Raw genomic sequence first — 22,157 nt, 5'->3', positions numbered from 1 at the left:
TGTCACACAGAGAGAGAGGCTTCCACGACGGCAACGTTTGGGGGCCTTTTTCTTTTGCAGCGCTTCCTTTCTTTATTTCCAAATCCTGACAGCTGTCAGGATTCTTCGTATTTTCGCTGACGGGCAAAGCGCTCAGCAAGTTCTGGCAGCTCCGCTTCGACAAACTTCAGAAACTCAATTCCGAGTGATCCCTGAGCCGAAATCCGGACCTCTTTCGGAGACATCACCAAGGCGCCAAACTTCGTTCCGCTGCCATCCGAAATCGGAATTGGTTCAACGCCCTTTTTGGCGGCTGGTTTGATGGCATTAAGGACGCGCTGAAACCTCTGGTCGGATGTCTCGGTACCGTCGGCTTTTATGCTTAGTGCCGCCCGAATCGAATCGAGGATTCCTGGATTGCCAGCGACTGTCTTGGCGAGATCGAGCCAGCGTGGACGCCCGATCTTCGGCGCCCGCCCAATGGCCTCGACAATGTCCGCAGGAACGACCCGGTAGACGTTGCGCATTCGGGCAAGTTCGGCATCCTCAATTGAAAGCGCGGCGTAGATGTAGCGCGGCTTGATCCCCGCGTCGTCCATGCGCGATGCAAACAATGCGCGCTCGATCCAGGTCAGATCCTGGCGGCCAGCATTTTCGATGCCCTGCGCCAGAACAAGATCAAGATCGGAAATTTCCATCTCGAGGGCGCGAACGGGCCTGCCGAGCTGCATGGCAGCGAGCCAGCGTCGGTGACCGTAGACGATCTGGTAACGACCAGGAGACGAGGGGTGATGGCGGACCTGGACGGGAACCTTTTGCCCCTCAGTCTCGATCGACCGCTTGAACATCTCGAAGCTCGTCCCGTCATCATCCGGCAGTCTGTCCGGGTAAGGGGAGGGGTCGATGAGCGAAGGATCCAATTCGCGAACCGCACCACCGCCCGACTCAACGATAGCCTTCAAACGATCTCGCTCTGTCCTGATGTCATCGATGGCCCGATGGGCCGCACCGATCACACCTGCTCCGACACGATTACCGGCAACGGGGGCAGCGGCCAGCGACGGCTGCTGTTGATCCGCAGCCTGATCATTCTCCAGCTCTGCGGAAAGCAGCCCGAAGCTGGCGACAATGGACTTGCGAGGTGATTTGCTCATGTCCGCCCCCAACTATCGTTGATGAGGCGAATGATCGCCTCGTTTACGGCGTCTACCGCTTCACGGGCGCGTTTTTGAGTATCGCGACCGATTTGTCCCATCTCGAGCTCGTATATCGAACGTTTTGCTAGGCCGGCGGCCTCGACCGCAGTGCTCTCTATGGCGGTCGGCAACAAGACATCAGAGCCGAACAAGTGCCTAAGCATCGCAACGACCTGTGACTGCGGAGCGTCATTGGGGTTGTGCCGCGTTACCAAGTACCGAATAAAATCCTGATCCAGCTGGGCACCGCTCTCATTGAGGACGCTAATCAAATCGCCCATCATGAGCAGAAACTGGCTCATCGATGCAACGTCCAGCATGGCTGGGTGGACCGTTATAATCATGCTCGTTGCCGCGTATATCGCGCTCAGGGTCAGAAACCCGAGCGACGGCGGAGTATCGAGAATCACGACATCGTAGTCCGCCTCGACTTCCGTAAGAGCTAACTTCAATCGCTCGAAGAAGATTGCGCCCGAGGTCGATTTGTTCGCCAAAACCCGTGGCGTTTCGTGTTCATACTCCATGACTTCGAGATTTCCCGGAATAAGGTCAATGCCATCGAAGTATGTCTTGCGGATGATATCGCGGATCGGACGACGTTCGGCCTCGTCGTAGCGCAGAGAGGCGTAGATAGTTTCATTTGACCCAACATCAATCTCTGGTTGAGCACCAAACATAGCGGACAGGGATGCTTGCGGATCCAAATCCAATGCAAGGACGCGATAACCGTGAAGCGCGAGATAATGGGATAGATGGACGCAGGTCGTGGTCTTTGCGCTGCCGCCCTTGAAGTTCGCTACGGCAACGACCTGGAGATGCTCACCGGCGCGACGGCGCGGAAGGAATCGAACCGCGTCCGCTGGTTTCTGCATTGCGAACAACTCACGCAGCTCATTAATCTGGGCCAGCGTGTAGACGCGATGGTTGTTCTCCAGCCTGCTGGGAACCGGTCCACGTCCTTCGATGGACATGAGCTTCAGAGTGGAATCGGGTATAGACGTCAGCTTCGACACTTCGTTAGTCAGAAACGGACGCAGGGTTTTTTCCGACTTTGGCGGATACATGCGGGTTCTAAGCTGCTGCAGTTGTCCGGACAGAAGCCCTGCATGGCGCATGATTTTGCTGCCAGCATCTTCCTTTGAGCCGACAACTGATTCTACTCGGTTTGCTATCGCCATCTGTTCCTCTTGGCGGCATTCTACCGGTTTACCGGCAATTGCCCGCCAAAGATAGAACACGATTCTCCTAAACGCGTCCAGACGTTTAGGGTTAAGAAATCATTAACGGCTGGGGACGATCCGCAAGCGGTTTTTCCAATTTCTATGTTTCTGTTCCGATGGTTAGCCCAACTCTCCTATGCTCTTGATCATGAAATGTTCTCCTGTGAATCCTACAAACGTAGGTAGTGTACTGAAGGTTCAGCAAACTCTCTGAAGGAGGCGGTCATCGCAGGCTGGCGACGTTGAACGTCAACTGATTCCATGGACGCCACCTTGACCAAGAGTGAAGGTAAGAGCCAGCGCCGCCGTCAAAGACATTTTTGCTTTCGAATCCCGACGGGCTGCGCGAGGCGATTCGCACGGTGATGCAGGAGGTATTGGAAGCGGAGATTGACGAGGCGCTGGGGGCTGCGAAGGGCGAGCGTACGCCGGAACGACTCGGCTACCGCTCAGGCCACTATCGCCGCACGCAGATCACACGGGTGGGCAAGCTTGAACTGCGGGTGTCGCAGGATCCTCGGGCACTTCTCCACCGAATTGAACGCCATCAGCGCTCCGAGCGGGCGCTGGTGGCGACCTTGGCGGAGATGCATGTGCAGGGGGTGTGTCGACCAGGAAGGTCAAGGCCGACTACCGAGCAGCTTTGCGGCCATGGCTTCTCAGCATCATCGATCTCGGCGATCAACAAGCGGCTGGACGAGAGCCTGAAGAGGTGGCCTTCCGCCATGAAATGTTATCGCAGTTACGACAAACGGTCGGCGCGACTCAGCTACCCACCTTGTAGAATTCTACAACTGCCGCACAGCTTTCATACGTGCTCATTTCCGAGCCGTCATTCACTGACGGAGAAAATCATGCACATTGTCGCTATCTCTGCCGCTGGGACTCATCGCGAGCACCAACTCCTCGAGGCGCAGCATTCCTTGCGGGCACATGTCTTTTCCGATCGGCTCGGCTGGGAGGTTGACGTTGTCGACGGCCGAGAGGCGGATTCGTTCGACAATCTCGGGCCCGCTTACATCCTCGCGGTCTCGTCCGACAACCGCGTCGTCGGCTGCGCCAGGCTTCTCCCAGCCCTGGGTCCAACAATGGCAGAAAACGTCTTTTCGTCGCTACTTCCGGGAGGACGGCTCCATGGCCATTCGGCGATGATCGAAAGCTCCCGCTTCTGCGTTGACACGATGCTTGCAAAGAGAAGGGGAGCAGGCTCGGTCCATGAGGCGACCCTGACCATGTTCGCAGGCATCATCGAATGGTGCATGGCGAATGGCTACACCGAGATTATCACCGTGACCGACACTCGATTCGAGCGGATCCTAGCTCGCGTCGGATGGCCACTGCTGCGTTTCGGGGAACCCAAAAAAATCGGCGTTACGATGGCCGTGGCGGGCACGCTGCCCGCCAACGCGGACACATTCCTTAGGCTTCGCCCCTCCAATTATCGCTCTGAACTCAGCCCTCTCAGCCAAGCAGCGTGAAAGGAGAAATTCGTGAACCAGCTTCGCTCTCACCCCCGACTTGTCCGGAAACTGCAGGAGGCGCTCGGCGGTCAGCTCAGAGTTGCCCTGGACGACACAAATGTCGTTGAGATCATGCTCAATCCGGACGGAAAGCTATTCATCGAACGGCTCGGTCACGGTGTGGTTCCCGCCGGCGAAATGTCCTCCGCTGCCGCGGAAATGGTAATCGGAACGGTTGCGCATGCACTCCAGTCCGAGGTCGACACGGAAAAGCCGATCATTTCCGGCGAGCTGCCGATCGGCGGCCACCGCTTCGAGGGTCTTTTGCCGCCCGTAGTCGCCAGGCCCGCCTTCACCATTCGGCGCCGCGCCTCACGCCTCATTCCGCTCGATGACTATGTCCGTGCGGGCGTGATGACTGAATATCAGGCCTCCACGATCCGCAGCGCGATTTCCTCGAAGCTCAACATCATCATCTCCGGAGGGACCGGTTCGGGCAAGACGACGCTTGCGAATGCAGTCATCGACGAAATCGTCAAATCCGCGCCGGAGGATCGCCTCGTCATTCTCGAGGACACCGCAGAAATCCAATGCGCGGCCGAGAACGCAGTTCTCCTGCACACCAGCGATACAATCGACATGGCGCGGCTCTTGAAGAGCACCATGCGCTTACGTCCCGACAGGATCGTTGTGGGCGAGGTCCGCGACGGCGCAGCCCTCACTTTGCTTAAGGCCTGGAATACCGGCCATCCAGGAGGTGTTGCAACCATCCACTCGAACACCACCATGTCGGCGCTGCGTCGCCTTGAACAGCTCACCGCCGAGGCAAGCCAACAGCCGATGCACGAAGTGATCGGAGAGGCCGTCGATCTGGTCGTTTCGATCGAGCGGACACCGCGCGGGCGGCGTATTCGAGACGTCATCCACGTCGAGCGGTTCGCGGGCGGTCGGTACGAGATCGAAACCGATCAGCTCACGGAAGAACAGGAGGCGCGCCATGTCGCGTAAATACGCACTCATCGTGATCGCGCTCATTGCAGCGCCGAGCCTTTTCGCGTCCGTCGCGCCGGCGCTGGCCAGTTCCGGCGGCAGCCTTCCTTGGGAGGGGCCACTTGAGCAAATTCAGGAATCGATCACTGGCCCGGTCGCCGGCTACATCGCACTGGCTGCAGTCGCAATCGCCGGCGGCATGCTGATCTTTGGCGGGGAACTGAACGATTTCGCGCGGCGACTTGTGTACGTCGTTCTGGTCGCCGGCATCCTGCTCGGCGCCACCACCATCGTCGGACTGTTCGGGGCGACCGGCGCTTCGATCGGGTTGACAGACAAGCAGATCACGTCGATTGGTTCGAACGGAGAAGGGGAGGGGGCTCATGGCTGAGTCCTCGTCCGGCCTGCGGCGCAACCGCATTCACCGCGCTCTTTCCCGCCCGAACCTACTGATGGGCGCGGACCGGGAGCTGGTGTTGATCATCGGTCTTGCGGCCGTGATCCTGATCTTCGTCGTCCTTACGGTTTATTCGGCGCTTTTCGGTGTCGTCTTCTGGATCGTGATCGTCGGCCTGCTCAGGATGATGGCGAAGTCCGATCCCTACATGCGGCAGATCTACGTGCGGTACATTTCCTACAAGCCCACCTATAAGGCGACCACCTCGCCATGGCGGCGGTACTGAGGAGACGGCCGTGGTAGCTCTCAAATGCTTCCGGGCCACGGGCCCATCCTTCGCCGATCTCGTTCCGTACGCCGGCCTCGTCGACAATGGCGTCCTCCTGCTGAAGGACGGAAGCCTGATGGCCGGCTGGTACTTTGCCGGCCTGGATTCCGAAAGTGCGACCGACCTCGAACGCAACGAGCTGTCGAGGCAGATCAATGCGGTCCTGTCGCGGCTTGGAAGCGGCTGGATGATCCAGGTGGAGGCCATTCGCATCCCGACGGCCGACTATCCGTCGGAAGACCGTTGCCATTTCCCAGACCCGGTCACGCGCGCGATAGATGCCGAGCGCCGGGCGCATTTCGCACGCGAGCAGGGGCATTTCGAGAGCAAACACGCACTGATCCTGACCTACCGGCCGCTCGAGTCCAAAAAAACTGCTATCAGCAAATACATCTATTCCGACGAGAAGAGTCGCAAGAAGTCCTATGCGGACACTGTGCTGTTCATCTTCAAGAACGCGATCCGCGAGCTCGAGCAGTATTTCGCAAACACGCTTTCGATCAGGCGAATGGAAACCCGCGAAATGGTCGAGAGGGGAGGGGACCGGATTGCTCGGTATGACGAGTTGCTTCAGTTCGTCCGCTTCTGCATCACCGGGGAAAGCCATCCGATCCGGCTCCCGGACGTCCCCATGTATCTCGACTGGATCGCCACGGCCGAGCTTGAGCACGGACTGACGCCGAAAGTCGAGAATCGTTTCCTCGGCGTTGTCGCCATCGACGGTCTGCCGGCCGAAAGCTGGCCGGGCATTCTGAACAGCCTTGACCTGATGGCACTCACCTATCGGTGGTCATCGCGCTTCATCTTTCTCGATGCCGAGGAAGCCCGACAGAAGCTCGAACGCACGCGCAAGAAATGGCAGCAGAAGGTCCGGCCGTTCTTCGATCAGCTGTTTCAGACGCAAAGCCGCTCGGTCGATCAGGACGCCATGACGATGGTGGCCGAGACCGAGGACGCGATCGCGCAGGCCTCGTCGCAGTTGGTTGCCTATGGCTACTACACGCCGGTCGTCGTGCTGTTCGATAGCGATCGCGAGGCACTCCAGGAGAAGGCGGAAGCAATCCGCCGCCTGATACAAGCGGAAGGTTTCGGGGCGCGGATCGAAACGCTCAATGCCACCGACGCCTTTCTCGGCAGCCTGCCGGGCAATTGGTATTGCAACATCCGCGAGCCACTGATCCACACCGGCAATCTCGCTGACCTGATCCCCCTCAACTCCGTCTGGCCGGGAAACACGATCGCGCCATGCCCCTTCTACCCGCCGGACTCGCCGCCGCTGATGCAGGTTACGAGCGGCTCGACACCATTCCGGCTCAACCTGCATGTTGACGATGTCGGCCACACGCTGATCTTCGGTCCGACCGGTTCCGGTAAGTCGACACTCCTGGCACTGATCGTTGCGCAGTTTCGCCGGTACGGAAGTGCCCAGATCTTTGCCTTTGACAAGGGAAGTTCGCTTCTGCCGCTGACGCTCGCCGCGGGTGGCGATCACTACGAGATCGGCGGCGACAACGTGGAAGAGGGGACGGCGTTGGCCTTCTGCCCCTTGTCCGAACTCAAAAGTGCCGCTGATCGGGCGTGGGCGACGGAATGGATCGAGATGCTGGTCGGCCTGCAGGGCGTCACCATCACGCCCGATCACCGCAACGCCATCTCCCGCCAGGTCGGCCTGATGGCCAGCGCGGCCGGTCGCTCGCTCTCGGATTTCGTCAGCGGCGTGCAGATCCGCGAGCTCAAGGATGCGCTTCATCACTATACCGTCGATGGGCCGATGGGTCAGCTTCTCGATGCCGAAGAGGATGGCCTGTCGCTTGGGGCCATCCAGACTTTCGAGATCGAGCAGCTCATGAACATGGGCGAGCGCAACCTCGTCCCAGTCCTGACGTACCTGTTCCGCCGGATCGAGAAGCGCCTGGATGGGTCGCCGAGCCTGATCGTGCTCGACGAGGCCTGGCTGATGCTTGGTCATCCGGTATTTCGAAGCAAAATTCGAGAATGGCTGAAGGTGCTTCGCAAGGCGAATTGCGCTGTCGTTCTCGCCACACAGTCGATCTCGGATGCCGAACGGTCCGGGATCATCGACGTGCTGAAGGAATCCTGCCCAACGAAGATTTGCCTTCCAAATGGTGCTGCCCGGGAGCCAGGAACGCGGGAATTCTACGAGCGGATCGGCTTCAACGAACGCCAGATCGAGATCGTCTCGGGCTCCATCCCCAAGCGCGAATACTACGTCGCCACGCCAGAAGGCCGGCGGCTCTTCGACATGTCTCTCGGCCCCGTTGCGCTCAGCTTCGTCGGGGCCTCCGGCAAGGATGATCTCAAGAGGATCCGCGCGCTCAAATCCGAACATGGCGACGACTGGCCGATCCATTGGCTACAGACTAGAGGAGTTCATGATGTCGCATCACTGCTCAACTTCGAATAAATGGCTCGCCGGCTTGGTGGCCGTCGCTCTGACGATCGGCGCCGTCACGCCGGCGCATGCCGGCACCGCCACGGGTGCTGCGACCGAATGGACGCAAGTTCTCAACAACGGTGAACTCATCTCCTTGGTCGGGAAGTCCGGCGAGCAGATCCAGAACCAGATCACGCAGATCAGCCAGCTCGCCGAGCAGATCCAGAACCAGCTGAGGATCTACGAGAACATGCTGCAGAACACTGCGCAGCTACCGAACCACGTCTGGGGACAGGTAGAAAGCGACCTTAATCAACTCCGAAACATTGTAGATCAGGGGCAGAGCGTTTCGTTTTCGATGGGCAATGCGGACGATGTGCTGCACCAACGTTTCCAAAGCTATGCCGATCTCAAGACCAACCTGCCTGGCAACGAGACTTTTTCGACGACGTACCAAGCCTGGTCGGACACGAACCGCGACACGATCGCCAGCACTCTGAAGGCGGCGAGCCTCACGGCCGATCAATTCGACAGCGAAGAAGGAACCATGGACTCGCTGCGCGGAATGTCGGAATCCGCCGACGGCCAGATGAAAGCCTTGCAGGTCGGGCATGAGATTGCCGCCCAGCAGGTCGCGCAGATGCAGAAGCTGCGGGGTCTCGTCTCCCAGCAGATGACCATGACGGGAACCTGGCTCCAGACCGAACAGACCGACAAGGACTTGGCGCAGGCGCGGCGGGAGAAATTCTTCAGCGCCACCGCCCCCTCAACATCAGGTGGTCAAAAGATGGGGATCGAGTGGTGAGAACGAAAGCCCTTCTGCTTGCCAACGCCGCAATATTTGCACTCGGTAGGCGCAGGCATATAGTTCCTCATTTCCGAAAAAGCGAGCTACCCAGGAACGGCACGAAGAGTTCTTTGGGCGACCAAGGAGTTTCCGACCTCCGACGGCCAGAAGATGAAGCCAGAATGGCGAGGAACAAAATGTCGCTTCGGCAATTGCGCGTGGCAATGCTGCTCGCCGTCATCGTCACGGTGGCGGCTCAGCCCGCCCTTGCACAGGAAGGCTCTGTCCTGACCTCGCTTCAGAACCAGGTCACTACGGCCGCGAAAGGGTGGGAAACCACCGTCATGGACGCCGCCAAGTCTCTCTTCTGGATCCTGGCAACGATCGAAATCGGTATCGCGGCAGTCTGGTTGGCACTCCAGGCTGCTTCTCTTGACAGTTGGTTCGCCGAACTTGTGCGGCGGATCATGTTCGTTGGCTTCTTCGCCTTCGTTCTGGCGCAGGGTCCGATCTTCGCCAAGGCGGTCGTCGACAGCCTCTTCCAGCTCGGCGCAGATGGCGGCACAGCCTCACCGGCTGATGTCTTCAATGCCGGATTGGCTGTAGCAACCAAGATGTCGGAAAAGGTTCAGTTTGGCCTTTTCGAGGATAACGCGCTCGCAATCTCGGCCGCGTTTGCGATGGTCGTCACCGTGATCGCCTTTTCGCTGGTTGCCGCGATCTTTGTCTCCGTGATGGTCGAAATGTATGTCGGGCTCCTCGCCGGCATGATCATGCTCGGCCTCGGCGGTTCGTCCTATACCAAGGATTTCGCTGTCCGGTATCTGATGTACGCTTTCTCGGTCGGGATGAAGCTCATGGCACTCGTCATGATCTCGCGCATCGGCTCCGAAGTTCTAATAGGCCTCGCCAATCAGCCCGATATCGGCGACCAGTTTCAAACCGCACTGGCAATCGCGGGCATCGCCGTCGTCGTCTTCATCATCGCCATGTACGTTCCCAACATAATGCAGGGTGTCGTTCAAGGGGCATCCGTCTCCGGAGGAATGGAAGCGATCCGCCACGGCGGGCAGGCTGCATCTTTCGCGGCAGGGGCGGGCTTCCTCGCCGCCGGCGCGGCCGGCGCGGGTTTTGCAGCGGCTCAAGCTGCTCGCGCCGGAGGTTCCTCGGTCGCTGGTGCCGCTCTTCGCGGCATAGGTGCGGGCTTCAGTTCCGGCGCGCAAGCGGCGGGGTCGGCCGCGAAGGAAAAGGCGATCGGCTCTCCCGGCGCTTATGCCGGTTCGATCCTCGGACTGGCGAACGCCAAGCTCGACGAACAGCGCAGTGGTCACAGCGGACCAAAGCCTCCTCCCGAACACAATGACAAACCGTAATCGAGACAAGGGCAGTATAGATGGCCGCAAACCGCGCCCCAGAAAACCCGTATCTTGCCGCCCGCCAGGAATGGTCCGAACGCTATGGCTCCCATGTGCAGGCTGCCGCCACTTGGCGCATCGTCGGCATTCTTGGGCTCACGATGGCCGTCATCGGGTTCAGCTACGCTATGTATCTCAGCACCCAGGTCAAGCTGGTGCCCTACATTGTCGAGGTCGACAAGCTCGGAACGTCGGTGACGGCCGGCTTCCCCGAGCAGATTGAGTATGCCGATGCGCGTGTGGTGCGCGCCACCCTCGGCAATTTCATCACCAGCTTCCGTTCAATCACGCCCGACGCCGTGGTGCAGAAGCGATATATCGACCGGACCTACGCGCTGCTGCGAACCTCGGATCCGTCGACCCAGAAGATCAACGCCTGGTTCCGCGGCAACTCGCCCTTCGAGAAGGCGAAGACTTCGACGGTCGCCATCGAGGTCAACAACATCGTGGCGCTCTCGAACCAAACCTACCAGCTCGACTGGACGGAATATGAGCGCGACCGCAAGGGCAAGGAAATCGGCACGCGCCGGTTCCGCGCGATCGCGACGGTGACGCTGACCGCGCCGCAGGACGAGGCGATAATCCGCGTCAACCCGATCGGTCTCTATGTCCAGGATTTCGACTGGACGGCGCAGCTTTAAGGGCAGGGAAACTCACATGTACAGAACGGGATTATTCACAGCGATGGGCTGCATGGCCGGACTCGTCTTTGTGGTCGGCGCGCAGGCGCAGAGCATGACGACGAACGAGGTGAAGGGCACAAACCTTTCGGGCAAATGGCGCGGCACGCCGGGTCTCGTCACGAAAGGGCCGGATGGGAAAGTCATTTTCCTGTTCGGCGAAACGCAGGCCTCCGTCGTCTGCTCGCCACTGCAGGTCTGCGATATCGAGTTGCAGGGCGGCGAGATCGTTCGCGATGTCCTTGTCGGTGACAACGTGCGCTGGAAGGTGGAGCCCGCGACCTCGGGCGCGACGGGTGGACAGGCGATCCATCTGATCGTCAAGCCGTCGGAGCCAGGTCTTCTCACCTCGATGGTCGTCACGACGTCCCGTCGGACCTATCACATCCAGCTCAAGTCCCATCCCAGCCAGTATATGGCGCGCGTTGGTTTCGAATATCCGGAGGACGTGTCGACCAAGCTCGCCGACATTAACGCCCGTCTCGAAACCGGCGGCATTCCCAGCACAGCGCCGGACAAGCTGAACTTCTCCTATTCGATCAGCGGCGGCGCGTCTTGGAAGCCGAAGCGAGTCTATTCGGACGGGATGAAGACCTACATTCAGTTTTCGAAGTCGATCTCCGGTCAGGATGCGCCGGTGCTCTTCGTCGTCTCCGGCGGCCAAAACCGCATCGTCAACTACCGAATGAAGAACGACACAATGATCGTCGACTATGCGGTCGACAAGGCGATCCTCGTTTCCGGGATCGGTTGGCGGCAACAGAAGATCACCATCCGGCGGGGAGGCTGAACGATGTGGAAGCTTCCCACCTTTATCGTCGCCGCGGCGCTGCTTTCTGGTTGCCAAACAGCTGACAACACGCTGACCACCAATTCAACCCCGGTAGCCGTCACTGGACCGGCCGCAAGCGCAATCGCGGGCGACATGGCAAGCCGGCTCGCCGAGCAGGTCGGCCCGGCCGGTGCTGCGACGACGATCAAGATGGGCAAGGACACATCCGAGTTCGCGACCGCCCTCGAGGCGGCCCTCAGAGGGTGGGGCTACACGGTGGTCACGGACGGCAAAGTCGCCAAGGACGTCAAACCGGGCGAGCTTGCTTATGCTATCGATGGCTTGGACGGACAGGTGCTAGTGCGGCTTTCGACACCTTCCATCGCTCTTAGCCGTGCTTATACGCCGACTGCAGCCGGCGCCTCGCCGGCTAGTCCGCTTTCGATCATGCAGCGCAACTGACGGAGAAGAATATGGTCCAGTCGCTCCAGCTTGGCGCGTCCAACCAGGCCGACCATCAGAAGGGCATGCGCCGCCTCAATCGCCTGCCGATCATCGCTGCCATCATCGTTATCGTGCTGTTTTTCGGCGTCGTCGTGATTGGCCTGTCATGGCGCGGGCTCTCCTTCAACCGCGGCAACGACGTTGAAAGCGCCTCCAACACCCCCGCGACAAGTTTCGGCGACCAGCTTAAACGCGGCGTATCGGATGGAATTATCGGCGATCCGGTTGAGCGCGAGGCTTTCCAGCCGACGCCTGTCATTGAGCAGACGGCCGAGAGGCAAGAACCGGTTGTTGAACGCCGGCCCACAGAACGGCAAGAACGGCGGACCAGGCTCGAATCCGAAGAGGAGTGGAAGGCGCGCCTGAAGCGAGAACAGGATGAACAGTATATCCGTGAGGCCCAGCGCCAGCGGATGGCTCGCCTTCAGGCCCGCGCTACGGCGCTCGATTCGCCGCTGAAGGTAGACGTGTCCGATGTCGAAAAGGCCGCAGACACGAACACGGGCCGTCAGACGACAAATGCGCCGACGAACAATGCATCAGATCTTTATGCTGCCGCGATGAAATCTGGCCTGATGGGCCAGAACGTCGATCCGAACGGCCAGACGACGAAGGTGGATTTTCTCAATCAGGACATCAAGGATCTTGGTTACCTGCCGAACCAGGTCGTGCCGCAGATGTCACCCTACGAATTGAAGCGCGGCTCGGTCATCCCCGCCACGTTGATCGCCAGCCTCAATTCCGATTTGCCCGGACGCATTACCGCTCAGGTCAGCCAGAATGTCTACGACAGCGCCACCGGGTATCGCCTTCTCATCCCGCAGGGCGCCAAGCTGTTCGGCCGTTACGATTCAAAGGTGTCGTTTGGCCAGGAACGTGTTCTTGTGGTGTGGACAGACCTGAATTTCCCGAACGGCTCAACGCTGCAGATCGGCGGAATGGCAGGCACGGACGCCGAAGGATATGGCGGCTTCAAGGACAAGGTCGACCGTCACCTGTGGAGGACCTTCGGTTCCGCAGCGCTGGTGGCCATCATGGGAACCGGGATTGATATGTCGTTGCCTGAGAGTTCGACGCTTGCGACGCAGGATACGGCGTCGGACGCTGCCCGACGAAATTTTGCGGATAGCTTCGGTCGCGTCGCGGAACGAACGATCTCGAAGAACCTGAACGTACAGCCGACGATCCGCATCCGCCCCGGCTACAAGTTCAACGTGCTGGTCGATCAGGATATCATTTTTCCGTCCACCTACGACGGCCGCTAATCACGGAAATCTGAGCCCGCCGCTCTTTCGTTGCGGGTGGTTGAATCTTCCGCAACAATCACCCGTCGGTAAAATCTCTCATTATTCGGCATGTTTTAGATCGAGAGGCCTTGAATACTCGGAAAACGCGAGTAGACCTATCGTCCAACGACCGTGGATGCTTTGCGTAGACGCTGTCCGCGCTTTCATTCGGAAAGGATGGGTGCGGAGTTTTCCCGGCCGTCGTCCGATGTCCCAAGTGGCTCCGGCCGGCCAAACGTCGGCACCGTTCACCCAGCACGGCGTGAAAGGTGCGACGGGTGGGGCGGCTCGCAGCTGCGCAAGAACATAGGAGAAAAGTCATTGGACGGAGACCTTCGCTCTCTCATCGACATGGCAGAAGCCGCGCACGATGAACGCATGATCAAAAGCGCCCTGAAAAGCTTCGCGATCTCTTCCGGCTTTGAGCGTTTCGCGTATCTGCAAACCGCAGGCGCTGAAATCCGCACATTCAACTCCTATCCCGTCGGATGGCAGGACATCTATCTCGTCAGCCAATATTCCCTCATCGACCCAGTGGTGACGGAAGCCAAGCGTCGCATGCAGATGTTTTCCTGGACGGCCGATGATTGGCCAGCGCGTGGAAACTCCGAACTCAAGCGCTTTCGAGACCAGGCGATCGAATACGGCATTCGCAGCGGGGTGACGATCCCTGTCGAAGGAAGCTTCGGCTCGACGATGATGCTGACGTTCGCCTCTTCTGAGAAGAATGCTGACATTTCGAAGTTGCAGGACAGGCAAAAAGCGATTCAGGCGGTCATGGCAATCCATTACCGCCTGAAGATCATAGCGGCGGCGACGATTGTTGCCCCGAAACGGCTCCTCTCGCCAAGAGAAGCGATGTGCCTCATGTGGGCTGCAAAGGGCAAGAATGGGCCGGAAACTGCAATGCTAACGGGAATCAACCCGAGAACAGTGCAGCACTATCTCGACAGCGCGCGTCGAAAGCTCGAAGCGGCGACCGTTCCGCAACTCGTAGCGATCGCAAAAGATCACGGGCTGGTCTGATCGTCATTCTTCGCCATCCAAGGGAACATCAGGGACATAGCCAAGCGCGTCGATGATTTCCGAAAGCTCTTCCTGCTGGGCTTCAGATTTCTTCTGACGCGCGAGATGCTCGTCTTGCAGGCTCTTGAGCACGGCGCTGGAGACCGACGGGTCGGCAGTCCCGCGGTTCCATTCCTCATAGACAGCTTCGTCGGCGGCGAGAAGGCGGCGATGTTCCCGGATCGCAGAAACTGCCAGGGCCTCTAATTCTGACTTTTGCATTGAACTGTAGCGAGATTCGCTTTCGTTTCTCTCGTGGCTCGCTTCGAATGAGCTCACCTCGTTCATCCGCTTCTCCCCATCTTCATTTTCTCACCGCCCGAAACAACGCCTTCGTCCGCATAATGTGGTTTAGGCCACAAGTGCACGGCCTGTCTTGCAGATCATACACCCTATATCCGGAGGGAGTGGATGATCGACTCGACGAGCAATATCACATGGCGCGCGGAATCGGAACTATCGTTCCTAGAACGATCATTCCCATTCAGGTTCCGCTCACGCCATGGATCTCAAGGAGGTCATGGCGATCAATCTGCGTCGGATACGTCATGGCAAGCAACTGACGCAGGAAGAACTGGCCGACCGCTCGGGCCTGAGCTCGCGCTATATCGGAGCGATCGAACGCGCCGATGTTTCGGCCAGTGTCACCGTGCTCGGCCAGATCGCCGCGGCGCTGGGTGTGGACCCCGCCGAGCTTGTGACGAAATCAGGCTGATAGGCTCCCTCTTGGCGCGAAGTCGAATAGGTCTAGTGAACATCAAAGCTTTACGGTGACCGTCAGTTGCCTTATATATTCTTCTCAAGGAGAATGATTATGGCCACTACCTCACGCGCCTACACGCCTGCCGAGGCCGCAGCTGTCAGTGAGATCGCTGTAAAATCGGTGCACAATGCGATCGACAAGCGGATCATCGCCACTCGCCCGTCCACCAGCGAGGGCCGAGCACTTACCGATGAGGATCTACTTCGCTTGAAGCTCTGGTATGGCGTCGGATCGATCTTGTCTGCCGAGCGCCGCAAACGTCTATTCGATACCATCGACCAGCACCCCGATGCCAACACCGTAAGGGCAGACGACTATCTAATTGTCGACGTCGCGCGGGCAAGGGAGCAATTGGCCGCGCGCGCCGAAGCACTTAGGGAAGCTGAGAAAATCATTCAAAGCGTGAAAGGCGTCCTTGGCGGCGAACCGGTCTTCAAAGGGACGCGTGTTCCAGTACGGATGATTGCCGCGATGAAAGCCCAAGGCGGGAACACAGAGGAAATTGTCGAAGGCTATCCTTCGCTGACCGGACGAATGGTGGAGCTTGCTGACATCTGGACAGCGGCACATCCCGCTCGGGGACGGCCGCGCAAACTTTCGGATCTAGGCTTGAAGGTGAAGTCCGAAAAGCGTCTGCGGCTTGGGAATGAGCGCGTTCCAAAGTCATTAGATACGCCCTCTTGAAATTCCTCATTGATGAATGCCTGCACACATCGCTCGTGGCCGTGGCTCAAGATCACGGCCACGATTGTTTTCATGTTAACTGGTTGGGGTTAAGCGGCGAGACCGATTGGGACCTGATGCCTCGGATCGTCGAGGAGGATTTCACCTTCGTGACGAACAACGCTCGCGACTTCCGGAAACTTTACGCCAAAGAAGAGCTGCACGCGGGCCTCGTGATTATCGTGCCGCAGGTCTTACCTGCCCTGCAACGGGAGCTGTTTGATCTCATTCTGCAGGAGCTGGCAGGGGCGCAAGATCTCCTCAACGAGGTGATAGAAGTGACCATCGAAGAAGATAACGCTGTTCTAACACGCTATTCGCTTCCGGAAGCCTAGCCGCTTTGCAAAGCCTCATTTTGTGCCAATCCGGGATAGATCGATTCGCATCTCGGCTGCTCCAACGTCGCTGCCCTCTTCTACGTCTTTAGGGTTCGAAGTGGCTGGCTCGTTATCGGTGTCGGGATCTTCTTCGACCACTGGTGGGACAATCATTTTCACAGATGCTCCAGGATCCTCCACATGAAACACGCTGGCACCCTCGAATTCGCCGGTCTTCCATGCATAGACGGCATCCTTGAATATCTGCGGAAAGACATCTTTGCTGGTGGGATTGCCGTACCATTTGGTGACGATGCGGAGAGCCTTAGCGAACATCTTCGTGCCCAGGCGCAGATTCTTACAAGCATCAACGAGATCAGGCTTGATCTCAGAAACATCCTTGATGCCGACGCCGGCCGGGAACTGCGTGATCCCGACGCGAACCACGGCCCGGCCGACATATTGGCGGATAAGGCCCATCGCCTCGTCCGGCGTTTTTGCCTTTGGCACAAGGATCAGCCGTTCGCCGGTTTTGACAGTAACAGCTAGTGGATCAGATGAGCCGGCCGCCTGGACGAATTGCTCGACAATGGCAGGCGTGAGTGAGGGATCGGCGCATTTTTGAATCATCGCGGCGTCGAGCATTGATGGCTCCAGAGTCAGGTGTTGAATGAAATGACGAGCGGTTTCGCGAAGAGACGCGCCCAGGCCTCGGCGCTGGCGCGCTGGATGGCGACGATCGAAGTATTTGCGGTCCACCAGCCATTACCGACAGCGACGATGACGTCGGGATCGTACAACATGGATTGCAGGACGGGCCAAGCAATGAGCTGTTCGTAGCAGATCAGGGGAGCGAGCTTTCGACCGTCGAGGATGACAACCGGATTTGCAAAGAAGTCCGCCCGGGCGCCTTCGCTATCGCCCCACCACGGCCGCCACATAGAGCCGGGAACAGGCATTCGCTCACGATATAGGACGCGGCCGCCGCCGGCGGACATCCCAACAAGAACATTGTCGTAGCCATCGGCGTCGACAACGGAAGCGCCGGCGATCACCGTCAGAGAGCGGCCGTCCAGAGCCTTGGTCCATAGCCGCTCGACGGTGGGCGTCCAGAAGCCCAACGCACTTTCCGGGAGGACGACGAAGCCGGCGCCATCGTTAGCCGCACTGTGCACCGTTGCGATTAGGTCACGCTGTCGTGGAAGATCGGCTTCACGTCCGAGCGAAGCACCCATTTCCAAATCGACGCCGCGCCATGAGTCAGGTAATTTTGGATCGGTCCAGGTTGCGGCGGACCAAGCCCAAGCGCCTGCCAAGGCGATCGCGACAGCTGGCCAGATTCGGGTTACGAGGCCGATCAGGCCGGCTGTCGTGGCGGCCAGCCCCCACCATCCCCATCCGGGAAAAAGGACGCCCGCGGTCGTGATCGGATGCGCCCACCCGGTGATGCCAAAGGGAGGCAGCGCCATCAGGATCGCAGAAGCCAGATAACGATGTGGTCTCTTTGCGCTAGTCGATGTCCAGAGCACCGCGTGAACGCCGAAGAAGCTGATCGACGCCACGAACCAAAGCAGCAATCCCGGCCAGAGATCCGATGAATAAAAGGTGGCGACCCCCTGCGGCAGCCCGCGCGAGGCCGCCAGGAAATATCCTGCAGAGACCAGCCCCGCCGCCGCCCTGTTCGGCACGAGAGCCCATATGACGGGAAAGGCCAAAGCGACTGGGAGAAGAACGACCTGGCCGCTCCAGGGGATCCAACCTACGGCGACAGCGACGCTGGTCAGCGCTGCGGTACGAACATGATCACGGCGCATAGGTCAGCACCTCCTGCGCCAGACCAAGCATGCCGGACACGGGCAGTGGACCAAAGTATCGGGAGTCATAGGAGCCGGCGAACGAGGAATGCAGGACGACCTGTCCCTGCGGTACGACGCCGCTCTGAAACGGTGACAGCGAACGACCCTTTTCATCTCGCTGGGCGAGACCGGAAGAAGGAACCACCCGCCCGTCCACGCTTACGCTGGCACCGATTGCTACATGCTGCCCCGCGGCGGCGATCACCGTCTTGATCAGCGGCGCAACGCCACCCGGGCACAAACCGGAGCGCAGGTAGCCGCGCTTCCGGGCCTCGCGTATCACGTCGTTTTCCGGCGGGCAGATGAAGACGACATCGCCGACGGCGGGGGGCCGATCGACCGCCAAGACGCGCCAGAGGCCGAGCGGTTCGCTTGACGTCATATTGATGCGCAACCCGCCGGCGGCGCCTCCGATGAACAAGGCAAGCGCGAGCAGTGCCCCGGCCAATAATATTGTCACGACAGGCCGAATTCGTGATTGTGTCTCGCGCGGGCTCATGGTTGTGGGGATCATTTCAGGGAGAGCCCCTGGCTCTTCGTTTGCCGCAAGGTCTCGGCCTGTTTCAGCGCCTCGGTCGTTCTCTCGTGAGCGGAGAGCTGCTGGATGGTCCGCATCGAGTTCCAGGCGGTTTGCACCTCCGCCTTCTGAATAGGATTCATCCCGGCCGTAACGGACTTGAAGGTCTCTCCGCTCGCATCCTTCGACGCGATGCCGAGGAAGGTGCGTTCGCCGAACCGCTTTGAGACAGCCTTCGCGAACCCCTCCAATTCCGCCTTCACCATCTTGTCGGCAAGGGCATATTCGAGACCGGCGGGAAGGTCGTTCCGGTCGATGGCGTCACGAACCCGCTCGAGCGTTTGCCTGGCGGCAGGAGACAGGGCGGGGATGTCGACCCAGATCTTCAGGCGAACCCCTCGCTCCTCCACTTCGTGCTTGCGTTCGGCCTCCGCCCGCTGGCGAAGATACCGTTCGAGATTGCGGGCCAGGGCCGGCACGTTCACAATTGCGCGTTCGCGATCTTGCTTGTCGGACCGGCTTGCAAACACGCCCGTCTTGCCCTTCAGCGCACCGAAACTATCCGGTTCACCCGCGATCTTCACCAGCGTGGCTTTGGCGATGTTTTGGTCCTTCAGCATCGCGTCGACATTGACCGTCTTGAAGGCTGCTTCCGGCTGGACGTAGACCAGGTGGAAGCGGGTCGAAACATCCTCCCACTGCTTCTTGAGACCAGGATCCGCCGCGAGTTTTTCCTCGACGCCCTGCTCGATGGATTTCGGGAAGGTGGAAATGCCTGATACCATGGGCTTCGACTCCTTAATGGCGTTCGGGAGGGGCGATTTCGTGATACGATCAACGAGGCCGAACATTGTGCCGATCGCCACGAGGCGGGCGCCAAGATCGGCAAGCTTCTGTTTCTGCCGAACGGTCCAGTCGAGACGATCGCGGGCGATCGTACGGGCGACATTCATCAGATGCATACCGCGCGCTTCGGCGAATTGCAGCGCCTGGCGGTAGAGCGAACCCTTCCCGTAATCGAGTGTCGTTTCCTTGGCGTTTGTGCGCGACAGGATCGGGATCAACCCGCCGGCTTTGGCGATGGATCGACGGCCGTAATAGACCGCGAGGTCCTCACGATGGCGAGTCATGGCGACATAGGTGAGATGGCGGTCGAGCGACAGCGAGGCCAGCACTTTGACACGGTCGACCGTTGCGCCCTGGCTTTTATGGATCGTGGTGGCGTAGCCGTGATCGACATTGTTGTAGAAACGCTGTTCGACGGTGACCTGGCGACGATGTTCGCCCTCACCGACCTCGGCAACAATGCGGTTCGGTGCTGCTTCGACCACCTTGCCGATCATGCCGTTCTTGACGCCGAGCGAGCCCTCATTCTTCAGGAAGACGATCTGGTCGCCGGCGGCGAACCTGCGGTTACCATCGTCGGTCCTGAATACAAATCCCTCAGCGACGATCCCGCGTTCGACGAGTTTGACTCGAGCCAACTCGTTGAGCATCCGGACATCGCGGCGCAGATGCGCAAGGATCAACGTCGTCTTCGCCGGATCGTAGTCGCGGTTCCAGTCGGCGATCAGATTGTCGACGGCCTGCGCCTTGAGCTCAGACCCGAGCAGTCCACCATTAGCGCGATAGGCATCGACCGCTTTAGCGACATTGCCGCGGGCAAGATCGAGCGATGCGTCACGCATCCATTGTTCGCGCTGGCGGTAGATGGTTTCGAGTTCGGCATAGCCAATCCGATTGGCGATGGCGCGGAAGGCCGCACCCGCTTCGATCGGCTGCAATTGTTCCGGATCGCCGACGAGAACGAGCTTGGCGCCGGCCTTGGTCACCGCTTCGACGAACAGCGCCATCTGCCGTGACGATACCATGCCGGCCTCGTCAAGAACGAAGACAGTCTTATCGTCGAGCTGGTTACGGCCCTCGTTCCATCGCAGCTCCCAGGACGACAACGTGCGGGATTGGATGCCCGCCTCCTTCTCCAGGCCCTCGGCCGCCTTTCCCGCCAGAGCGCCACCCACCACACGATAACCGGCTGCTTCCCACGCTTCGCGCGCGGCCTTCATCATCGTTGTCTTACCGGCTCCGGCGCGACCGATGACGGCAGCGATCCGCTCGCCTGCGGCGACATGCGCGATCGCCGATCGCTGCTCTTCCGACAGGCGGGAATGGTGCGCGAAGGTGGCCTCGAGCACGCTCTCCTTGACGCCGTGCGAAGTCGGGGCCGCGAGCCATATTGCCCGGTTGGACATCTGGGCTTCGAGCCGGATCAGCGCCCGCGTTGTGTATTTGGCCGGAGCCCGGATACCTGTCCCGAACTCTATCCTCTCCCGATCGAGGCGGAGCGTTTCCGGGCTCTGCAGGATCCGGACCATCAGGCTTTGGAACAGTCCTGCATCATCGATATAGCGGTACAGGATCTTCGCGACGCCGCGTTCATCGAAGACGCTCTTTTCCCGCGTGATGAGATCGAGGACGATTTCCGGGCGGCGCTGGAGGCGGCGGGCATTTTCAGCGCGGCGATCCTCCTGAAGTTCGAGCCGTTCGAGCTTTGGCGACCATGCCGATGCCTTTGACTTGGTTTGCTCCGCCTTTCGGTCGATCGCTTTGGCGCCGACACCAAGATGGATGGTCGGGGTTAGTTCTATGTCCTGCTTTTCGAATGACCGCCCGTCGACGCGGATGTCGAGACCGGCAAGGGCTAGGTGCCTGTTCTGGTAGGCGAACCAGCCGTCGCGAAACGCGTTGAAGTCGTGGGCGCTTCCGGCCCAGAGTTCGTAGACGATCTTACCGGAATCGTTTCGCATCGGATTGCCGTCCGGGCCGAGCACCGCGACCTTCTTTGTGCCGAACCCTTCCTCGGTCAGCGGTCTCAGCGTGGTCATCAGATGCACATGCGGATTGCCGGGGGCATCGTGATAGACCCAATCCGCGACCATGCCCTTTGCGGTGATGTGCCGTTCCACGAAGTCCCGGACAAGAGCGATGTTCTGCTCGGCAGAAAGCTCGATAGGAAGGGCGATCGTCACATCCTTGGCGAGCTGCGCGTCCGATCGCTTCTCGAACGCCTCGACTTTGTTCCAGAACCCTTCAGAGGCTCCGGACACCGACCGGTCCGAGATCATGGCGCGCAGCCATTGCGGAGCATCTGCCGGGATAACGAACTCTTCGTGCAGCAGCCCCTGCTTGCGAGTGTAGTCGATCGTCCGGGCTTCACGCTCGTAGTCCATTTTCGCGCAATGGCGATAGGCCGCAGACAGCACTGCGCTGCGGCCGGAACCGCGGGCGACGACGCTGACGGAGAAGTGAGGGACGGCCACGGCGGAGTTCTTTCCCGGTTGCGAACGTAATCAATATGTTCGTCGGAAACGGGAGACCGGACCGGGCCTCAGCAAGGGCGTCGCGTCAGCGACGTATAATTGCGCCCTTGGAAGCCGCTCCTTCGGAACGGCCGGGATCATTCACCAAAGCATCGCCGTTTGGCGATTGTAGGATTCACAGTAATGC

General features: G+C 59.5%; 22 protein-coding genes and 1 pseudogene. 16 read left to right on the top strand and 7 right to left on the bottom strand.

Annotated elements, in window-relative coordinates:
- Positions 1-95 precede the first annotated feature (95 nt).
- Both repB and repA read right to left on the bottom strand, forming a co-directional pair.
- A complete protein-coding gene (repB, locus tag ISN39_RS35970) occupies positions 96-1,133 on the bottom strand; it encodes a plasmid partitioning protein RepB (RefSeq protein ID WP_194732610.1) in 1,038 nt (345 codons plus the stop codon).
- Positions 1,130-2,353: a plasmid partitioning protein RepA gene (repA, locus tag ISN39_RS35965; protein ID WP_194732655.1), complete on the bottom strand. Its 1,224-nt coding sequence runs from the start codon at positions 2,351-2,353 to the stop codon at positions 1,130-1,132. Before repA ends, repB begins: the two co-directional genes overlap by 4 nt.
- A gap of 315 nt (positions 2,354-2,668) precedes the next feature.
- Between repA and ISN39_RS35960 the strand changes: the two are divergent.
- The 13 genes and pseudogenes from ISN39_RS35960 to ISN39_RS35900 all read left to right on the top strand — a co-directional run.
- A pseudogene (locus ISN39_RS35960) lies at positions 2,669-3,111 on the top strand (transposase); the annotation flags it as partial.
- A gap of 138 nt (positions 3,112-3,249) precedes the next feature.
- Positions 3,250-3,873, top strand: a complete 624-nt coding sequence (traI, locus tag ISN39_RS35955; RefSeq protein ID WP_194732654.1) for an acyl-homoserine-lactone synthase TraI — start codon at positions 3,250-3,252, stop codon at positions 3,871-3,873.
- 12 nt (positions 3,874-3,885) lie between these two features.
- On the top strand, positions 3,886-4,863 hold the full coding sequence (gene trbB / locus ISN39_RS35950; RefSeq protein WP_194732609.1) for a P-type conjugative transfer ATPase TrbB: 978 nt from the start codon (positions 3,886-3,888) through the stop codon (positions 4,861-4,863).
- A complete protein-coding gene (locus ISN39_RS35945) occupies positions 4,853-5,236 on the top strand; it encodes a TrbC/VirB2 family protein (protein ID WP_194732608.1) in 384 nt (127 codons plus the stop codon). The genes trbB and ISN39_RS35945 overlap by 11 nt, the downstream gene beginning before the upstream one ends.
- Positions 5,229-5,528, top strand: coding sequence for a conjugal transfer protein TrbD (locus ISN39_RS35940; RefSeq protein WP_194732607.1), 300 nt, complete (start codon positions 5,229-5,231; stop codon positions 5,526-5,528). The genes ISN39_RS35945 and ISN39_RS35940 overlap by 8 nt, the downstream gene beginning before the upstream one ends.
- A 10-nt stretch (positions 5,529-5,538) precedes the next feature.
- Entirely contained in the window at positions 5,539-7,995 is a 2,457-nt protein-coding gene (locus tag ISN39_RS35935) for a conjugal transfer protein TrbE (protein WP_194732606.1), read from the top strand.
- Positions 7,967-8,770, top strand: coding sequence for a P-type conjugative transfer protein TrbJ (trbJ, locus tag ISN39_RS35930; RefSeq protein WP_194732653.1), 804 nt, complete (start codon positions 7,967-7,969; stop codon positions 8,768-8,770). Before ISN39_RS35935 ends, trbJ begins: the two co-directional genes overlap by 29 nt.
- Positions 8,771-8,934: 164 nt before the next feature.
- Positions 8,935-10,125, top strand: coding sequence for a P-type conjugative transfer protein TrbL (gene trbL, locus ISN39_RS35925; protein WP_246763636.1), 1,191 nt, complete (start codon positions 8,935-8,937; stop codon positions 10,123-10,125).
- Positions 10,126-10,145: 20 nt separating this feature from the next.
- On the top strand, positions 10,146-10,808 hold the full coding sequence (locus ISN39_RS35920; protein ID WP_194732605.1) for a conjugal transfer protein TrbF: 663 nt from the start codon (positions 10,146-10,148) through the stop codon (positions 10,806-10,808).
- Positions 10,809-10,824: 16 nt separating this feature from the next.
- Complete coding sequence (gene trbG, locus ISN39_RS35915; RefSeq protein ID WP_194732604.1) at positions 10,825-11,637, top strand: P-type conjugative transfer protein TrbG; 813 nt, start codon at positions 10,825-10,827, stop codon at positions 11,635-11,637.
- A 3-nt stretch (positions 11,638-11,640) separates the two neighbouring features.
- Positions 11,641-12,081 (top strand): conjugal transfer protein TrbH, encoded by a 441-nt coding sequence (gene trbH, locus ISN39_RS35910; RefSeq protein WP_194732603.1) that lies wholly within the window; start codon positions 11,641-11,643, stop codon positions 12,079-12,081.
- An 11-nt stretch (positions 12,082-12,092) separates the two neighbouring features.
- A complete protein-coding gene (gene trbI, locus ISN39_RS35905) occupies positions 12,093-13,388 on the top strand; it encodes an IncP-type conjugal transfer protein TrbI (RefSeq protein WP_194732602.1) in 1,296 nt (431 codons plus the stop codon).
- Between the two features lie 342 nt (positions 13,389-13,730).
- Positions 13,731-14,435, top strand: coding sequence for an autoinducer binding domain-containing protein (locus ISN39_RS35900; protein ID WP_194732601.1), 705 nt, complete (start codon positions 13,731-13,733; stop codon positions 14,433-14,435).
- Positions 14,436-14,438: 3 nt separating this feature from the next.
- On the opposite strand, the gene ISN39_RS35895 is transcribed toward ISN39_RS35900, so the two are convergent.
- Positions 14,439-14,762, bottom strand: a complete 324-nt coding sequence (locus tag ISN39_RS35895; RefSeq protein WP_194732600.1) for a transcriptional repressor TraM — start codon at positions 14,760-14,762, stop codon at positions 14,439-14,441.
- 214 nt (positions 14,763-14,976) lie between these two features.
- Between ISN39_RS35895 and ISN39_RS35890 the strand changes: the two genes are divergently transcribed.
- From ISN39_RS35890 to ISN39_RS35880, 3 genes are all read left to right on the top strand, one after another.
- The gene (locus ISN39_RS35890) at positions 14,977-15,189 is read left to right on the top strand and encodes a helix-turn-helix transcriptional regulator (RefSeq protein WP_194732599.1); all 213 of its coding nucleotides are present in this window, start codon (positions 14,977-14,979) and stop codon (positions 15,187-15,189) included.
- A 99-nt stretch (positions 15,190-15,288) separates the two neighbouring features.
- Positions 15,289-15,921, top strand: a complete 633-nt coding sequence (locus ISN39_RS35885) for a DUF433 domain-containing protein (protein WP_194732651.1) — start codon at positions 15,289-15,291, stop codon at positions 15,919-15,921.
- Entirely contained in the window at positions 15,918-16,295 is a 378-nt protein-coding gene (locus ISN39_RS35880; protein WP_194732598.1) for a DUF5615 family PIN-like protein, read from the top strand. Before ISN39_RS35885 ends, ISN39_RS35880 begins: the two co-directional genes overlap by 4 nt.
- A 15-nt stretch (positions 16,296-16,310) precedes the next feature.
- On the opposite strand, the gene ISN39_RS35875 is transcribed toward ISN39_RS35880, so the two are convergent.
- From ISN39_RS35875 to traA, 4 genes are read right to left on the bottom strand one after another with little or no spacing between them, the layout of a single operon-like run.
- The gene (locus ISN39_RS35875) at positions 16,311-16,922 is read right to left on the bottom strand and encodes a TraH family protein (protein ID WP_194732597.1); all 612 of its coding nucleotides are present in this window, start codon (positions 16,920-16,922) and stop codon (positions 16,311-16,313) included.
- Positions 16,923-16,936: 14 nt separating this feature from the next.
- The gene (locus ISN39_RS35870; protein ID WP_194732596.1) at positions 16,937-18,091 is read right to left on the bottom strand and encodes a conjugal transfer protein TraB; all 1,155 of its coding nucleotides are present in this window, start codon (positions 18,089-18,091) and stop codon (positions 16,937-16,939) included.
- Positions 18,081-18,647 carry a conjugative transfer signal peptidase TraF gene (gene traF, locus ISN39_RS35865; protein WP_194732595.1) on the bottom strand — a complete coding sequence of 189 codons (567 nt, stop codon included), beginning with the start codon at positions 18,645-18,647 and terminating at the stop codon, positions 18,081-18,083. The genes ISN39_RS35870 and traF overlap by 11 nt, the downstream gene beginning before the upstream one ends.
- Complete coding sequence (gene traA / locus ISN39_RS35860) at positions 18,644-21,970, bottom strand: Ti-type conjugative transfer relaxase TraA (protein ID WP_194732594.1); 3,327 nt, start codon at positions 21,968-21,970, stop codon at positions 18,644-18,646. Before traA ends, traF begins: the two co-directional genes overlap by 4 nt.
- Positions 21,971-22,157 lie beyond the last annotated feature (187 nt).

The sequence above is a fragment of the Rhizobium sp. 007 genome (assembly GCF_015353075.1).
GTDB lineage: Bacteria > Pseudomonadota > Alphaproteobacteria > Rhizobiales > Rhizobiaceae > Rhizobium.
The sequence above is the reverse complement of the archived record's forward strand: the minus strand, read 5'-3'. Positions and strand labels throughout refer to the sequence as shown.

Coding starts and splice junctions, on each gene's coding strand:
- repB (WP_194732610.1), bottom strand. CDS start 1,133: ATGAGCAAATCACCTCGCAAGTCCATTGTCGCCAGCTTCGGGCTGCTT.
- ISN39_RS35895 (WP_194732600.1), bottom strand. CDS start 14,762: ATGAACGAGGTGAGCTCATTCGAAGCGAGCCACGAGAGAAACGAAAGC.
- ISN39_RS35885 (WP_194732651.1), top strand. CDS start 15,289: ATGGCCACTACCTCACGCGCCTACACGCCTGCCGAGGCCGCAGCTGTC.
- ISN39_RS35920 (WP_194732605.1), top strand. CDS start 10,146: ATGGCCGCAAACCGCGCCCCAGAAAACCCGTATCTTGCCGCCCGCCAG.
- ISN39_RS35890 (WP_194732599.1), top strand. CDS start 14,977: ATGGATCTCAAGGAGGTCATGGCGATCAATCTGCGTCGGATACGTCAT.
- trbL (WP_246763636.1), top strand. CDS start 8,935: ATGGCGAGGAACAAAATGTCGCTTCGGCAATTGCGCGTGGCAATGCTG.
- ISN39_RS35875 (WP_194732597.1), bottom strand. CDS start 16,922: ATGCTCGACGCCGCGATGATTCAAAAATGCGCCGATCCCTCACTCACG.
- trbG (WP_194732604.1), top strand. CDS start 10,825: ATGTACAGAACGGGATTATTCACAGCGATGGGCTGCATGGCCGGACTC.
- traI (WP_194732654.1), top strand. CDS start 3,250: ATGCACATTGTCGCTATCTCTGCCGCTGGGACTCATCGCGAGCACCAA.
- trbI (WP_194732602.1), top strand. CDS start 12,093: ATGGTCCAGTCGCTCCAGCTTGGCGCGTCCAACCAGGCCGACCATCAG.
- ISN39_RS35870 (WP_194732596.1), bottom strand. CDS start 18,091: ATGCGCCGTGATCATGTTCGTACCGCAGCGCTGACCAGCGTCGCTGTC.
- trbH (WP_194732603.1), top strand. CDS start 11,641: ATGTGGAAGCTTCCCACCTTTATCGTCGCCGCGGCGCTGCTTTCTGGT.
- repA (WP_194732655.1), bottom strand. CDS start 2,353: ATGGCGATAGCAAACCGAGTAGAATCAGTTGTCGGCTCAAAGGAAGAT.
- trbJ (WP_194732653.1), top strand. CDS start 7,967: ATGTCGCATCACTGCTCAACTTCGAATAAATGGCTCGCCGGCTTGGTG.
- traF (WP_194732595.1), bottom strand. CDS start 18,647: ATGATCCCCACAACCATGAGCCCGCGCGAGACACAATCACGAATTCGG.
- ISN39_RS35940 (WP_194732607.1), top strand. CDS start 5,229: ATGGCTGAGTCCTCGTCCGGCCTGCGGCGCAACCGCATTCACCGCGCT.
- ISN39_RS35945 (WP_194732608.1), top strand. CDS start 4,853: ATGTCGCGTAAATACGCACTCATCGTGATCGCGCTCATTGCAGCGCCG.